This window comes from Vibrio maritimus (genome assembly GCF_021441885.1).
In the GTDB taxonomy this organism is placed as follows: Bacteria; Pseudomonadota; Gammaproteobacteria; order Enterobacterales; family Vibrionaceae; genus Vibrio; species Vibrio maritimus_B.
Map to the genome: position 1 here is coordinate 1,828,656 of NZ_CP090438.1, position 12,786 is coordinate 1,841,441.

Below are 12,786 nucleotides of genomic sequence, written 5' to 3' on the forward strand. Positions count from 1 at the left end.
GAAACCAATATAGTATCGTAAATCTTACTATACACTAAGAAGCCTTTTCTAATCTCCTCTCAAGCTCTCGAATAACACGGCAAAGCTCAACAATTCGCTCAAACATTAAAGACGAAGGCTCACGTTCGTAAGCCTCCATAGCTAAAGCTAATTCATCACGCAAACGAGATAAAGAAAAATCCAAAACCATCTAGTCACCACCAAACGCCGATGAAAAAGACGAAGCTAAATCAATATTAGGATGTTGGCCTGTAGGCCGTTCACCCTCGCAGTAAACGAAATCTGAATAGCCCTCAAACTTCAATTCAACCAAACAAGGACCCATTACCGCCACATCATAGCCTGCCATATATAAGTCCTGAAGCTTCAAGGGGAATTCATAACGAGATTTATTCACTGCCTTAAAATAAACCTCTGTTTGTCGATGCAAACGCCCTCTATCGTCTTTGTAGAACGAATCAGACGACCCTGTGATAGCCAGTTGAAGTTTACCAAATGGATGCACTGTATCAGCCTTACGCTGCCTAGAAGACGGTCTTTTCTTCTCTGGCTCTGAATTTTGCTTATCTTCCACTACGACACGCTTAGATTCTACTACGGGCTCAGGCTCTGATTTGTTGCCAAACAACGCTAAACCACTCGTTATAGACATAGGCAACGCAATGATAATTGCAGGGATACCTACCCAGAAATACCAACGCTTCCAGATAGGCTTAATGTCACTAGCGTGAGCTTCATTCACCGATTGGTCAGATTGAGTATGCGAAGTATAGAACGGGAAAAATCGAGGCTTATATGTTCGAACGTTGGTGTTCAACTCAGCAGGCCGACCCTCAGCACCGTCTAATACTTTTTGCGTATAAGTTTTATCAGACCCAGCTGCGGAATGCTTCGACACTCGATACTGAATTTGTATCATTGCTCGAACATCTTTGTGAAGTTTTCCAAGGCTTTGAGTCATTAACAAAATATCATGGCCATAATGACGGTGCATCGACATATATTCCAATACATCCGCCAAATTCTCAGATGCTTTCTTGCCTCTGCCTTGACTAGGTAAAACAAAGTGACATTCATCAATGACGAACAATGCACCAACGCCCTCGTCATTCTTCCACTCGTCAGACGTAAAACAATCCTTTGTAGAGAAAGCTTTGACCGCCCCAACCTCACGGGAATAGCTATCTTCTCGAACCTCGATAAGATCTAATATTTCCTTGCCAAAAACCGATTCGAAATGATCTAAATTTAAAGGCACATTAGTGATAACTTTGCGCCCTTCCTTAAGCGCAGGAATGATGTGATACACCACAGATTCGTAAGATTTACCCGAACCTGGTCTACCCACGATAATGTTAATTGGCATCAGTCACCCCCTAAGAACCTAAACGTGTAAACGGAATAATCTGCAAACCTAGACGAATCAAGATTGCAGACACGATAATTACACTTGCTTCATTCACGCCCACTAAAGCCATGATAGATTTTGCTTCGTCAGGAATCAGGTCGATATATTGAATCACGTTCAAGGCCGAAAACGCCGAACCAAAACCATTGATAGCAACTAAAGCTATCGATAACACGCTATCAAAAAAGAATATGCCAATATCTTTCAACAAATCGTAGAGCGACAATAAAATAGACAAGCAAAAGTTAACAAAGTCATTCCAACGCTCAGCAAACCAATCCAACATACTAACCTCCAAATACTAAGCGACGTGCTAAAAGTGCAGCCGTAAATAAAATGAACGCTCTAATCGCCAACCATACACGGCTATCAATTTCGATAGGCTGACAACCAAAATCAACAAAACCCAAATCAAAACACATCGTCCAAGTAGGAATCCCTTCTGACACATAACTTAATTTAAAGGAATTGACCCAGCCAGATAAGGCTGTATTTTGAAAGTCATTATTAAAATTATTCCAAACACCTTGAAAGCCATTTGGATAATTGGAAGTCCAAAAGCTTGAAGCTCTGCTACTATCAGGAGTCGTACTTATAGGAACGGTAGTTGTAGATAAACCCCCTATTAATTCATTTGTTCTATCAATCCTCTCTTCAACCCCAGTCATATCAACATCAACGTTAATATTCATATTTTCTAGAAGTTGATTTGTCATATCTAAACGTGATTCGATACCTGTTAAGTTTGAAACAGCAACGACACTACCGCCCTCAATAGGCGGGTCAATTGGAGGGTATATCGGTGGGTCAACTGGAACATCAATATCAACTATTGGTTTAACACCATCGACAATAGGCTTAATAATATCTTCTGCAATAGTATCGGTATCAGGGTCACCCGTTAATATTCCAGAAATAACAGAATTAATAGCATCACCATAAATAGGGTCGAAAATTGGCGGAAGCGGTCTATCAGAAGGCAATGACACAGGAGGGAGTCCAATAGCAGGAGGAATAGGAATGTTGTTATCATCAACAGGGATAACCACCGTATTATCGACAAAATATTGAGGAGGAACATCGACACAACCATCATTACCGCAATAACTTACGTCAGGGTCACTAAAATACCAAACAGGAATTTCATCATTGACTGCTTCATTATCTAAAACATCCTCAATTGCACCTTCCATTACAGAATCTTGTGTGGAAGCTACAGGAAATAATACTTCAATTTCATTAATGCTTACACGATTTTTAATTGTTAACTCGCCATTAAAATGAACCTCATGGAAAAACTCACCCTTTAAGATAAAGGAATTACCTGACATCCCCCAGTGAATAATAGAGTGACTATCGAAACAACTTTTACGTCCTTGCTCTTCACCAACAGTCACCCATTGACCACAATCTGGCTCAAGATTATTATTTTCCCATGAGCGATATTTTAACCACCAATTATCAGATAACGCCTGTCCACAATCAAATAAAGTGTTTTTCCCGTTTTCATCAGCAAAACCAACGTTAATAGGACAAACTAATTTAGTTCCTGTTTTATACAAACCTTTATCCCACGTAGAAGACCAACTACCATCTGCCATTTTAAAAGAAACACTCTTACCGCAATAATCCGATAAGAAACATTCGTCATCCTTGATTACCATCTCTCCGCCATCAAGATGAAAACCAACTTTTTCTAATGCATACGCCCAAGTTCCCCAAGGTCTAAGCGCATATTCAGAAGTCATATAATCTTTTATCATTGGAGTGGTAGCAACGGCGGCTGTAGCTAAAACACCTAAATCAGCACCATAATTAACCGCCATGCGAGCAACCAATGTTCTACCTGTCCACATCGCTGCTTGACCAGTCAGACCAACAACGACAGGAAAAAAAGCACGAGCTGGACGAACGGGAATATAAACAATGAAAAAACAAAGAAAATATATCGATAGCCGCTTAATAATCATTTTGCCCACCATAAAAAAAGGGGCTTAAACGCCCCTCATACCTAACACAAATGCTATTCCAGCTAGACCGCCGATAACCATAACAGCGGAATAGAACTGGAGGGTAGATACCGCAACAATCATGCTCGACTAACGAGACGTTTAGCTAGGCTAATACCCTTAACAGCTAGCGCAATACCAACAATGACCACACCGGTAGTACCAATAAACGCTGTTACAGTAGAAAGGTCTACTGCTGCAAAAATTGAATCGATAGTTGTAGTGTCAGCCATTGCTTGAGGTGCAAGAGAAGCAAGAGTTAACGCTGCTATAGTTGAAGCTGCTTTTTTCATAATAAAATCCCTCTATACGAGTTGTATCATTTTTTTAGCTATGCCAATGACAAAGCCACCAAAATAACCTACCACTACAACCGCACCAAAAGCCCAAGCGAAAACTAATCCAATATCGGACGATGATACAAAAACGTGTGATAAATTATATTCATCGGCAGTCTGTAGAACATACGTAGAGCAATTTTCGATAGGTGTTTCACTAACATATAAAAAATCATCTACAGTTTTTTCAATACAAATTGCCATAATTAGAACCTAAGTATTAGAAGCTACAGGAATTAGAGTAATATTACGCTCAAACTCTAAACGACCAAATTGACCTACTTTAAAAGACGTTTGGTCTAGGTAATATTTACCCGATGCATAATGTGTTTCATCTTCTTGAAGTGGTAAAGAAAATTCAACAGGGAAACGACCGCCAAGATGAACAAAGGCAACTTGACTATATAGTTTCATTTCTGCCCTATCGCCTTTAGGTGGAATGGTGCGAATGTCTTTTGTTTCATTATCTTTAAATATTTCTACTATTAATGCGTTTTTCATAATAATTACCTATGCTACTAAACTAATTACGCTATCTTCTTGACCGTATAATTTGGTGATATCCCCTGCTTGAGGCTCTATCCAGTCAGACGGTCTTTGCTGACTAAAATCAATTTCTATAACTTGTAATAAAGGAACTACGTTATCCTTACCGTGCCCTTTGAGGTTTTGAAGTTGAGCTTTAGAAAATCCAACTTCCAATAATGGATTTAATTGGTTATAAAATGACTTTTTATTTGATTTACTAAAAGAATCAAAAACTGCGTGATAACCATCGCTAACAAGAGAACGATAGAATCTAAATATTCTATCTGCCTTAGAATAAGTAATATTGCCTTTCTTAGTGACAGTAAAAAATTCTTTCTTTAGTGTGTTATGTACTTGTTCATCATTAAATATGTTCATTTTTTGACCCTCCAATGCCTCCATTAATGGCGAAAATGCTTTAATCCAAATATCTTTAATTAAACAACGTCCGTCTTTTTCATACTCTAATTGAAACCGACAAGCTTCAAATAGGTTTTTGGGTATATTAAACTCATCTAAATATCTACGCTTAGCACTTGCTTCAAAGCGGATTAAATTTCTAGCAAAGTTAATTAATTCAGGGTTAGACATAACATCAATAACTCTATCATGCGTACGGTCTCCCTTTTCCTGTAAAGAACGCAAGCTATTAAGCTGTCTATTAAATTCACAACCCTTTAAATATGCCTTTCTATCTACATGACGTGAGCCACGACTAAAGTAACAAGTAGTTTCATGTTCATTTCTAACACTAGCTCTCATATGCTTATTGGAGACTGATTTTAACTGACCAATAACTTGCTTAGCTTGTAAATCTGTTTTTGCTCTAGCTGAAAATGTGCAATCTATAGCATCTAGTGTAGTTCTATAGATGTCTAACATTTCGTAAAAATCTGGATAAGCATGATAAAGAGCCATGAGCATTTCATAAGAACCGACCACCATCTGAGTAGAGCCGTAAACGTTATGACCTTGAAGAATTTTAGCTGGAGAGGCTTTTAGCTCGACACAGGCATCTCGTAACTTTGTACCTTGAAAAATTTTGAACGCAATACCAGTAAAAGAAGTCGGAAGCGTTTGATATGGGTGACGCAAATCTGCAACTTCAAGCTCATCCTGAGAGCCTGAGCCAGTAAAAAAAATAGACTTAGCTTCAAGACCAACACCCCCAATCAAAGAGCAAGCACGTATATCAACATAAGATACAAACTCACCCTTAGAACTTTGTTGAGTTTCCAAAAGATAGTCTTGCTTGAATGGTATTGAAATTTTAAGCATGTCTATCATGAGACCCCTTCTATACATCCATACCTACATTTATCTATAGAATCGACCATGAAAATCAATCTGTCCATACAAAAATACATGTATACACGTGTAACTGTGTTAGAAATCACATAAAATACAAAAAAATGTAAAGGTATGAAGAACCATGACACAACGAACAACTATGCAAGTAACAGAGAAAAGAAAGCAGAAGCTAGAAAGAGCAGCTATAGAGATAAGCTACAGAACGGGAAAGCCGATAAAATGGACTGAACTAGCAAACAAACTTTTCGACGAAAAATTAGATGAACTGAAAAAAGACATGATAAATGAACGTGGCATAACAAAATGACACAAGAGCCCAGGAGATCAAATAGGAAGTGAAAGTGTAATATTTACACAAAAGTACACTATTAAAGATAGTGTACCCTCTCTTTGCATTAGCGAAAGCTAATCCACAAAATCAAGGCAACCACCCCGCAAGCGGGGCCCCCTCCTTTAATTTTGTGGATTAGCTTTCTTAACTGAAAAATCGACGGGTTGCAGTGGCAGAAATCGCCTCTTTCGTGGTGAGTCTCTGCAAGGCTGGCTTAACAGAAAGGAAGGGTATTTATTTTTTGTCTTTGAATGGAGATTGGCTTCGGGCGTTTGGAGGAGTCATACCCAAGAACTACAACAAGCGCCCTTTTATCGCTGCGCGATGAAGTTAGATTTAGGGTTCAACTGCTTTCTTAGTTAAATGATAGGCCTAAAACGAATTACATGATTATCTCGAATTGTAATCGTTTCACCTCTGCGATTCTCACTCAATTTTTCTTTTCTGGTTTTTGCCAAGAAATCACCAAGCTCTGAAATCTCGATAAATTCACGATCTAACAAAGCCCTGGCCATTTCATCAAAAGTTACTTCAAAAAGAACAGAAATGCTCTTTTGGTCTAAGTCGTACTTAGTTGAAATTCTTGAGATTAATTCAGTTTTGTTCATTGTGGCTTACCTCATTCACATAAGAATAACTACAATACCACACCGTCATAACTTAATGCGCATTATCGAAATTATGTTACGGGCTAACCTTGTAAAACGATTCTCCCTCCTAGCATGCACGGCCTTGACAGACCGACATTGAGCAAGTCTATCGCCCACTTTTTACTGCTGTTAGGCAAAGCAAACCCTCAACATAATTCCATGCAGATAATACGCACTAAATCTGTAAGCGCAAAGTTGTAATGTCACTATTTACCAAAGTTAAAATGTCTCTTTAGCTCGTGGTCACTAAGCTTTACTTACAACCAGCTAAGGATGCGTTTAAGATGCTAGTGACTATGAATGATTCTGATATCAATCGTTTTAAAGTAATCCAAGATGTTTGCGATCGTAGGATCCGACGAGTCGACGCGGCAGACATCCTTGATTTGAGTGTTCGCCAAGTTCAGAGGCTTATGAATCGCCTGAGGGAATTCGGTGCTGTAGGATTGACTCACCAAGCTCGAGGTAAGCCAAGTAATAACCGCTATCCTAGTGACTACCGAGACACAGTTTTAAAACTGATTCGTGATCACTATTCTGATTTTTCTCCAACGCTTGCTAGAGAAAAACTATTGGAGTTACATAGCCTTCCAGTATCTAACGAGACCTTACGAAGTTGGATGATTGCAGATGGTTTATGGACGCCACATTCGCAACGCAAGCCTAAAGTTTACCAACCTCGCTACCGACGTGATTGTTTGGGCGAGCTCGTTCAAATTGATGGCTCTCACCATGATTGGTTTGAAGGACGCGCTGACAAATGTTGTTTACTGGTCTTTATCGATGATGCGACTGGCCGCCTGATGAATTTAAGGTTCAGCGAAACCGAATCGGCCTTTGATTACATGCTAACAACGAGAGAATATCTTAATGAACACGGCAAACCCGTAGCGTTCTACAGCGATAAGCATTCGATTTTTCGGGTGAATCAGGAAAAGCAAAAACAAGTCGGTCAAACTCAATATGCCCGTGTATTAAAAGAGTTAGGTATTGAACTGATATGTGCGAACAGCTCTCAAGCTAAAGGTCGTGTGGAGCGAGTAAACTTGACGCTACAAGACCGACTCGTCAAAGAGATGCGCTTACAAGGAATTAACACCATCGAAGAAGCGAATGCTTGGCTTCCCTACTTCATTGCCGATTTCAATCGACGCTTTGCTAAGCCGGCAATGTATCCGAAAAACATGCATCGAAAAGTGCGTGAAACCACACAGGAACTCGACGATATTTTCAGTTGGCAAGAAATACGTAAACTCTCTAAATCGTTGACATTTCAATATGACAAAGTGGTTTATCTTATTGAGCCAAATGAAGAAAATACTCGCTTAGTTCACGAGCATGTCAAAGTCTTAGACTATCCCAACGGAGACATTGCGATTGTGTATGGCCACAGAAAGTTGGAATTCAAAATTTTCGATAAGCTTGAGCATGTTCAACAAACCCAAATTGTCGACAACAAGCGATTAGGTCAAGTACTAAAGTTTGCTCAACAGCAGCAAGAAGAATTCGAGCGACAACAGAAACGCACACGGAGCAAAAAAGCCCCTAAACGCAGAGCTCAACAAAGAGCGCTTCAGGAACAACTAAGGGCTATAAACCCAGTTCTCATCACACCAGAAACCTTCAAAGCATCTAAGAGTAAAACCTAACTCACCTACTCTATTTAGCTCATAAAGAGACATTTCTACCTGGGAGAAAAGAGGACATTTTAAAATGGGATTGACAAAATCGAATTTATCCAAAACAGCATTTTATCCTGTGGTTATCCCGTCAAACTTCACAAAATCCACTATCGAGACCCAAACCGGTCATGACTTTATACTGCCACCTCCGCTCTCAATGCGAAAAACTTAGCACAAAATAAAATGACATACCAATCGACTCAGTATGTCATTTTTTTACTCTGTCCATTCTTTACAACGGTTACGGCTCGTCCAGTAACCCAAGCTTTTTAGCCACCTTTATTAGGTCGAATGGCTGTTGAAATTGAGCTTGTATCTTTTGCACTTCCAAAATGTCGAGTCCTGAAATTTCCGAACTATAATCCACGTTTTCAACAAGATTGAGACTACTTCGAATTTCATCCAAAGTCATACCATTAGGGTATTCTTCAGATCGAATGGTTATCTGTGGGTATTGGTCTAAAATCTCAACCACTTTCAAACGTTCTTGTTCCGAGCACTTTTCTCTATTGTCCAAAGAAAGATATAGAAGCACCTTTTTTTTATCGTCATTTCCTAATGATGAAAACCAGCTTGTAGTTGGAAATCTTTTTGAAGCCGCTCTTGATTGAAGTAAACAATACTCAACTCGATTACCATAAGCTTGCATAGCATCAGACAAAGCTAAAGAACGTAACTCATTAGAGCCAGCATAAGAAAAAGGTAAGAAACACATTAAAAATAAGCAGGTTAAACCTTTACAAAGCCGCATTTGATACGCACCTCCAAAATTCGCCCTCAGCAGTATAACTACCAGTTCTTAAGCTCATGGTTTCCGCAATAGAAAATACACGCCCTTTTGCAGTTTTATTAATAGCGTTCAGAGTTTTACTAAACTCAACCCAATCATAGCCAGCTATACTCAGCATGGTTTGACTCGTATTTGCTTTACCAAGAAACAAATCAAACAATGGAACGGTGCTCGTTGCAACTGCTAGCATGTTCGCCCTATCTACGATATCTCTAATCTCATCAACTGCCTCTATACTTTCACGAGACAATTTTAAATTATCAATCCGACAATACCCTACATTTGCCATTTATTAAGCCCTTATGAAACCAATATAGTATCGTAAATCTTACTATACACTAAGAAGCCTTTTCTAATCTCCTCTCAAGCTCTCGAATAACACGGCAAAGCTCAACAATTCGCTCAAACATTAAAGACGAAGGCTCACGTTCGTAAGCCTCCATAGCTAAAGCTAATTCATCACGCAAACGAGATAAAGAAAAATCCAAAACCATCTAGTCACCACCAAACGCCGATGAAAAAGACGAAGCTAAATCAATATTAGGATGTTGGCCTGTAGGCCGTTCACCCTCGCAGTAAACGAAATCTGAATAGCCCTCAAACTTCAATTCAACCAAACAAGGACCCATTACCGCCACATCATAGCCTGCCATATATAAGTCCTGAAGCTTCAAGGGGAATTCATAACGAGATTTATTCACTGCCTTAAAATAAACCTCTGTTTGTCGATGCAAACGCCCTCTATCGTCTTTGTAGAACGAATCAGACGACCCTGTGATAGCCAGTTGAAGTTTACCAAATGGATGCACTGTATCAGCCTTACGCTGCCTAGAAGACGGTCTTTTCTTCTCTGGCTCTGAATTTTGCTTATCTTCCACTACGACACGCTTAGATTCTACTACGGGCTCAGGCTCTGATTTGTTGCCAAACAACGCTAAACCACTCGTTATAGACATAGGCAACGCAATGATAATTGCAGGGATACCTACCCAGAAATACCAACGCTTCCAGATAGGCTTAATGTCACTAGCGTGAGCTTCATTCACCGATTGGTCAGATTGAGTATGCGAAGTATAGAACGGGAAAAATCGAGGCTTATATGTTCGAACGTTGGTGTTCAACTCAGCAGGCCGACCCTCAGCACCGTCTAATACTTTTTGCGTATAAGTTTTATCAGACCCAGCTGCGGAATGCTTCGACACTCGATACTGAATTTGTATCATTGCTCGAACATCTTTGTGAAGTTTTCCAAGGCTTTGAGTCATTAACAAAATATCATGGCCATAATGACGGTGCATCGACATATATTCCAATACATCCGCCAAATTCTCAGATGCTTTCTTGCCTCTGCCTTGACTAGGTAAAACAAAGTGACATTCATCAATGACGAACAATGCACCAACGCCCTCGTCATTCTTCCACTCGTCAGACGTAAAACAATCCTTTGTAGAGAAAGCTTTGACCGCCCCAACCTCACGGGAATAGCTATCTTCTCGAACCTCGATAAGATCTAATATTTCCTTGCCAAAAACCGATTCGAAATGATCTAAATTTAAAGGCACATTAGTGATAACTTTGCGCCCTTCCTTAAGCGCAGGAATGATGTGATACACCACAGATTCGTAAGATTTACCCGAACCTGGTCTACCCACGATAATGTTAATTGGCATCAGTCACCCCCTAAGAACCTAAACGTGTAAACGGAATAATCTGCAAACCTAGACGAATCAAGATTGCAGACACGATAATTACACTTGCTTCATTCACGCCCACTAAAGCCATGATAGATTTTGCTTCGTCAGGAATCAGGTCGATATATTGAATCACGTTCAAGGCCGAAAACGCCGAACCAAAACCATTGATAGCAACTAAAGCTATCGATAACACGCTATCAAAAAAGAATATGCCAATATCTTTCAACAAATCGTAGAGCGACAATAAAATAGACAAGCAAAAGTTAACAAAGTCATTCCAACGCTCAGCAAACCAATCCAACATACTAACCTCCAAATACTAAGCGACGTGCTAAAAGTGCAGCCGTAAATAAAATGAACGCTCTAATCGCCAACCATACACGGCTATCAATTTCGATAGGCTGACAACCAAAATCAACAAAACCCAAATCAAAACACATCGTCCAAGTAGGAATCCCTTCTGACACATAACTTAATTTAAAGGAATTGACCCAGCCAGATAAGGCTGTATTTTGAAAGTCATTATTAAAATTATTCCAAACACCTTGAAAGCCATTTGGATAATTGGAAGTCCAAAAGCTTGAAGCTCTGCTACTATCAGGAGTCGTACTTATAGGAACGGTAGTTGTAGATAAACCCCCTATTAATTCATTTGTTCTATCAATCCTCTCTTCAACCCCAGTCATATCAACATCAACGTTAATATTCATATTTTCTAGAAGTTGATTTGTCATATCTAAACGTGATTCGATACCTGTTAAGTTTGAAACAGCAACGACACTACCGCCCTCAATAGGCGGGTCAATTGGAGGGTATATCGGTGGGTCAACTGGAACATCAATATCAACTATTGGTTTAACACCATCGACAATAGGCTTAATAATATCTTCTGCAATAGTATCGGTATCAGGGTCACCCGTTAATATTCCAGAAATAACAGAATTAATAGCATCACCATAAATAGGGTCGAAAATTGGCGGAAGCGGTCTATCAGAAGGCAATGACACAGGAGGGAGTCCAATAGCAGGAGGAATAGGAATGTTGTTATCATCAACAGGGATAACCACCGTATTATCGACAAAATATTGAGGAGGAACATCGACACAACCATCATTACCGCAATAACTTACGTCAGGGTCACTAAAATACCAAACAGGAATTTCATCATTGACTGCTTCATTATCTAAAACATCCTCAATTGCACCTTCCATTACAGAATCTTGTGTGGAAGCTACAGGAAATAATACTTCAATTTCATTAATGCTTACACGATTTTTAATTGTTAACTCGCCATTAAAATGAACCTCATGGAAAAACTCACCCTTTAAGATAAAGGAATTACCTGACATCCCCCAGTGAATAATAGAGTGACTATCGAAACAACTTTTACGTCCTTGCTCTTCACCAACAGTCACCCATTGACCACAATCTGGCTCAAGATTATTATTTTCCCATGAGCGATATTTTAACCACCAATTATCAGATAACGCCTGTCCACAATCAAATAAAGTGTTTTTCCCGTTTTCATCAGCAAAACCAACGTTAATAGGACAAACTAATTTAGTTCCTGTTTTATACAAACCTTTATCCCACGTAGAAGACCAACTACCATCTGCCATTTTAAAAGAAACACTCTTACCGCAATAATCCGATAAGAAACATTCGTCATCCTTGATTACCATCTCTCCGCCATCAAGATGAAAACCAACTTTTTCTAATGCATACGCCCAAGTTCCCCAAGGTCTAAGCGCATATTCAGAAGTCATATAATCTTTTATCATTGGAGTGGTAGCAACGGCGGCTGTAGCTAAAACACCTAAATCAGCACCATAATTAACCGCCATGCGAGCAACCAATGTTCTACCTGTCCACATCGCTGCTTGACCAGTCAGACCAACAACGACAGGAAAAAAAGCACGAGCTGGACGAACGGGAATATAAACAATGAAAAAACAAAGAAAATATATCGATAGCCGCTTAATAATCATTTTGCCCACCATAAAAAAAGGGGCTTAAACGCCCCTCATACCTAACACAAATGCTAT

The 12,786-nt window shown here is 39.5% G+C and carries 17 protein-coding genes; 2 read left to right on the forward strand and 15 right to left on the reverse strand.

Annotation, left to right across the window (positions count from 1 at the left end; all coding sequences use genetic code 11):
- Positions 1 to 34 precede the first annotated feature (34 nt).
- The 8 genes from LY387_RS08335 to LY387_RS08370 all read right to left on the reverse strand — a co-directional run bounded on the left by LY387_RS08335 (position 35) and on the right by LY387_RS08370 (position 5,570).
- The gene (locus tag LY387_RS08335) at positions 35 to 190 is read right to left on the reverse strand and encodes a hypothetical protein (RefSeq protein WP_234493728.1); all 156 of its coding nucleotides are present in this window, start codon (positions 188 to 190) and stop codon (positions 35 to 37) included.
- Positions 191 to 1,366, reverse strand: coding sequence for a zonular occludens toxin domain-containing protein (locus tag LY387_RS08340; RefSeq protein WP_234493729.1), 1,176 nt, complete (start codon positions 1,364 to 1,366; stop codon positions 191 to 193).
- A gap of 10 nt (positions 1,367 to 1,376) precedes the next feature.
- Positions 1,377 to 1,694, reverse strand: a complete 318-nt coding sequence (locus LY387_RS08345) for a DUF2523 family protein (protein ID WP_234493730.1) — start codon at positions 1,692 to 1,694, stop codon at positions 1,377 to 1,379.
- Between the two features lies 1 nt (position 1,695).
- Complete coding sequence (locus tag LY387_RS08350) at positions 1,696 to 3,378, reverse strand: hypothetical protein (RefSeq protein ID WP_234493731.1); 1,683 nt, start codon at positions 3,376 to 3,378, stop codon at positions 1,696 to 1,698.
- A gap of 119 nt (positions 3,379 to 3,497) precedes the next feature.
- Positions 3,498 to 3,710, reverse strand: a complete 213-nt coding sequence (locus tag LY387_RS08355) for a phage coat protein (protein ID WP_234493732.1) — start codon at positions 3,708 to 3,710, stop codon at positions 3,498 to 3,500.
- A gap of 12 nt (positions 3,711 to 3,722) precedes the next feature.
- On the reverse strand, positions 3,723 to 3,959 hold the full coding sequence (locus LY387_RS08360) for a hypothetical protein (RefSeq protein ID WP_234493733.1): 237 nt from the start codon (positions 3,957 to 3,959) through the stop codon (positions 3,723 to 3,725).
- Between the two features lie 9 nt (positions 3,960 to 3,968).
- Positions 3,969 to 4,256, reverse strand: a complete 288-nt coding sequence (locus tag LY387_RS08365) for a G5P family DNA-binding protein (protein WP_234493734.1) — start codon at positions 4,254 to 4,256, stop codon at positions 3,969 to 3,971.
- A 9-nt stretch (positions 4,257 to 4,265) separates the two neighbouring features.
- A complete protein-coding gene (locus LY387_RS08370; protein WP_234493735.1) occupies positions 4,266 to 5,570 on the reverse strand; it encodes a phage/plasmid replication protein, II/X family in 1,305 nt (434 codons plus the stop codon).
- Between the two features lie 145 nt (positions 5,571 to 5,715).
- Here LY387_RS08370 and LY387_RS08375 point away from each other — a divergent pair, with 145 nt between their 5' ends.
- Positions 5,716 to 5,901, forward strand: coding sequence for a hypothetical protein (locus LY387_RS08375; RefSeq protein ID WP_234493736.1), 186 nt, complete (start codon positions 5,716 to 5,718; stop codon positions 5,899 to 5,901).
- A gap of 383 nt (positions 5,902 to 6,284) precedes the next feature.
- Here the strand turns inward: LY387_RS08375 and LY387_RS08380 are convergent, their stop codons facing one another.
- Entirely contained in the window at positions 6,285 to 6,533 is a 249-nt protein-coding gene (locus LY387_RS08380; RefSeq protein WP_234493737.1) for an HU family DNA-binding protein, read from the reverse strand.
- 338 nt (positions 6,534 to 6,871) lie between these two features.
- Here LY387_RS08380 and LY387_RS08385 point away from each other — a divergent pair, with 338 nt between their 5' ends.
- Positions 6,872 to 8,224, forward strand: a complete 1,353-nt coding sequence (locus LY387_RS08385) for an ISNCY family transposase (protein ID WP_234496077.1) — start codon at positions 6,872 to 6,874, stop codon at positions 8,222 to 8,224.
- Between the two features lie 274 nt (positions 8,225 to 8,498).
- Here the strand turns inward: LY387_RS08385 and LY387_RS08390 are convergent, their stop codons facing one another.
- Genes LY387_RS08390 through LY387_RS08415 form a run of 6 tightly spaced genes read right to left on the reverse strand, consistent with a single transcriptional unit; the run spans position 8,499 to position 12,729 of the window.
- On the reverse strand, positions 8,499 to 9,008 hold the full coding sequence (locus LY387_RS08390; protein ID WP_234493726.1) for a hypothetical protein: 510 nt from the start codon (positions 9,006 to 9,008) through the stop codon (positions 8,499 to 8,501).
- On the reverse strand, positions 8,995 to 9,336 hold the full coding sequence (locus LY387_RS08395) for a hypothetical protein (RefSeq protein ID WP_234493727.1): 342 nt from the start codon (positions 9,334 to 9,336) through the stop codon (positions 8,995 to 8,997). Before LY387_RS08395 ends, LY387_RS08390 begins: the two co-directional genes overlap by 14 nt.
- 49 nt (positions 9,337 to 9,385) lie before the next feature.
- Positions 9,386 to 9,541, reverse strand: coding sequence for a hypothetical protein (locus tag LY387_RS08400; protein WP_234493728.1), 156 nt, complete (start codon positions 9,539 to 9,541; stop codon positions 9,386 to 9,388).
- Positions 9,542 to 10,717: a zonular occludens toxin domain-containing protein gene (locus tag LY387_RS08405; protein WP_234493729.1), complete on the reverse strand. Its 1,176-nt coding sequence runs from the start codon at positions 10,715 to 10,717 to the stop codon at positions 9,542 to 9,544.
- Positions 10,718 to 10,727: 10 nt separating this feature from the next.
- Complete coding sequence (locus LY387_RS08410; RefSeq protein WP_234493730.1) at positions 10,728 to 11,045, reverse strand: DUF2523 family protein; 318 nt, start codon at positions 11,043 to 11,045, stop codon at positions 10,728 to 10,730.
- A 1-nt stretch (position 11,046) separates the two neighbouring features.
- A complete protein-coding gene (locus tag LY387_RS08415) occupies positions 11,047 to 12,729 on the reverse strand; it encodes a hypothetical protein (RefSeq protein ID WP_234493731.1) in 1,683 nt (560 codons plus the stop codon).
- Positions 12,730 to 12,786 lie beyond the last annotated feature (57 nt).

Coding starts and splice junctions, on each gene's coding strand:
- LY387_RS08350 (WP_234493731.1), bottom strand. CDS start 3,378: ATGATTATTAAGCGGCTATCGATATATTTTCTTTGTTTTTTCATTGTT.
- LY387_RS08340 (WP_234493729.1), bottom strand. CDS start 1,366: ATGCCAATTAACATTATCGTGGGTAGACCAGGTTCGGGTAAATCTTAC.
- LY387_RS08390 (WP_234493726.1), bottom strand. CDS start 9,008: ATGCGGCTTTGTAAAGGTTTAACCTGCTTATTTTTAATGTGTTTCTTA.
- LY387_RS08375 (WP_234493736.1), top strand. CDS start 5,716: ATGACACAACGAACAACTATGCAAGTAACAGAGAAAAGAAAGCAGAAG.
- LY387_RS08385 (WP_234496077.1), top strand. CDS start 6,872: ATGAATGATTCTGATATCAATCGTTTTAAAGTAATCCAAGATGTTTGC.
- LY387_RS08405 (WP_234493729.1), bottom strand. CDS start 10,717: ATGCCAATTAACATTATCGTGGGTAGACCAGGTTCGGGTAAATCTTAC.
- LY387_RS08360 (WP_234493733.1), bottom strand. CDS start 3,959: ATGGCAATTTGTATTGAAAAAACTGTAGATGATTTTTTATATGTTAGT.
- LY387_RS08345 (WP_234493730.1), bottom strand. CDS start 1,694: ATGTTGGATTGGTTTGCTGAGCGTTGGAATGACTTTGTTAACTTTTGC.
- LY387_RS08395 (WP_234493727.1), bottom strand. CDS start 9,336: ATGGCAAATGTAGGGTATTGTCGGATTGATAATTTAAAATTGTCTCGT.
- LY387_RS08335 (WP_234493728.1), bottom strand. CDS start 190: ATGGTTTTGGATTTTTCTTTATCTCGTTTGCGTGATGAATTAGCTTTA.
- LY387_RS08415 (WP_234493731.1), bottom strand. CDS start 12,729: ATGATTATTAAGCGGCTATCGATATATTTTCTTTGTTTTTTCATTGTT.
- LY387_RS08370 (WP_234493735.1), bottom strand. CDS start 5,570: ATGATAGACATGCTTAAAATTTCAATACCATTCAAGCAAGACTATCTT.
- LY387_RS08355 (WP_234493732.1), bottom strand. CDS start 3,710: ATGAAAAAAGCAGCTTCAACTATAGCAGCGTTAACTCTTGCTTCTCTT.
- LY387_RS08380 (WP_234493737.1), bottom strand. CDS start 6,533: ATGAACAAAACTGAATTAATCTCAAGAATTTCAACTAAGTACGACTTA.
- LY387_RS08410 (WP_234493730.1), bottom strand. CDS start 11,045: ATGTTGGATTGGTTTGCTGAGCGTTGGAATGACTTTGTTAACTTTTGC.
- LY387_RS08365 (WP_234493734.1), bottom strand. CDS start 4,256: ATGAAAAACGCATTAATAGTAGAAATATTTAAAGATAATGAAACAAAA.
- LY387_RS08400 (WP_234493728.1), bottom strand. CDS start 9,541: ATGGTTTTGGATTTTTCTTTATCTCGTTTGCGTGATGAATTAGCTTTA.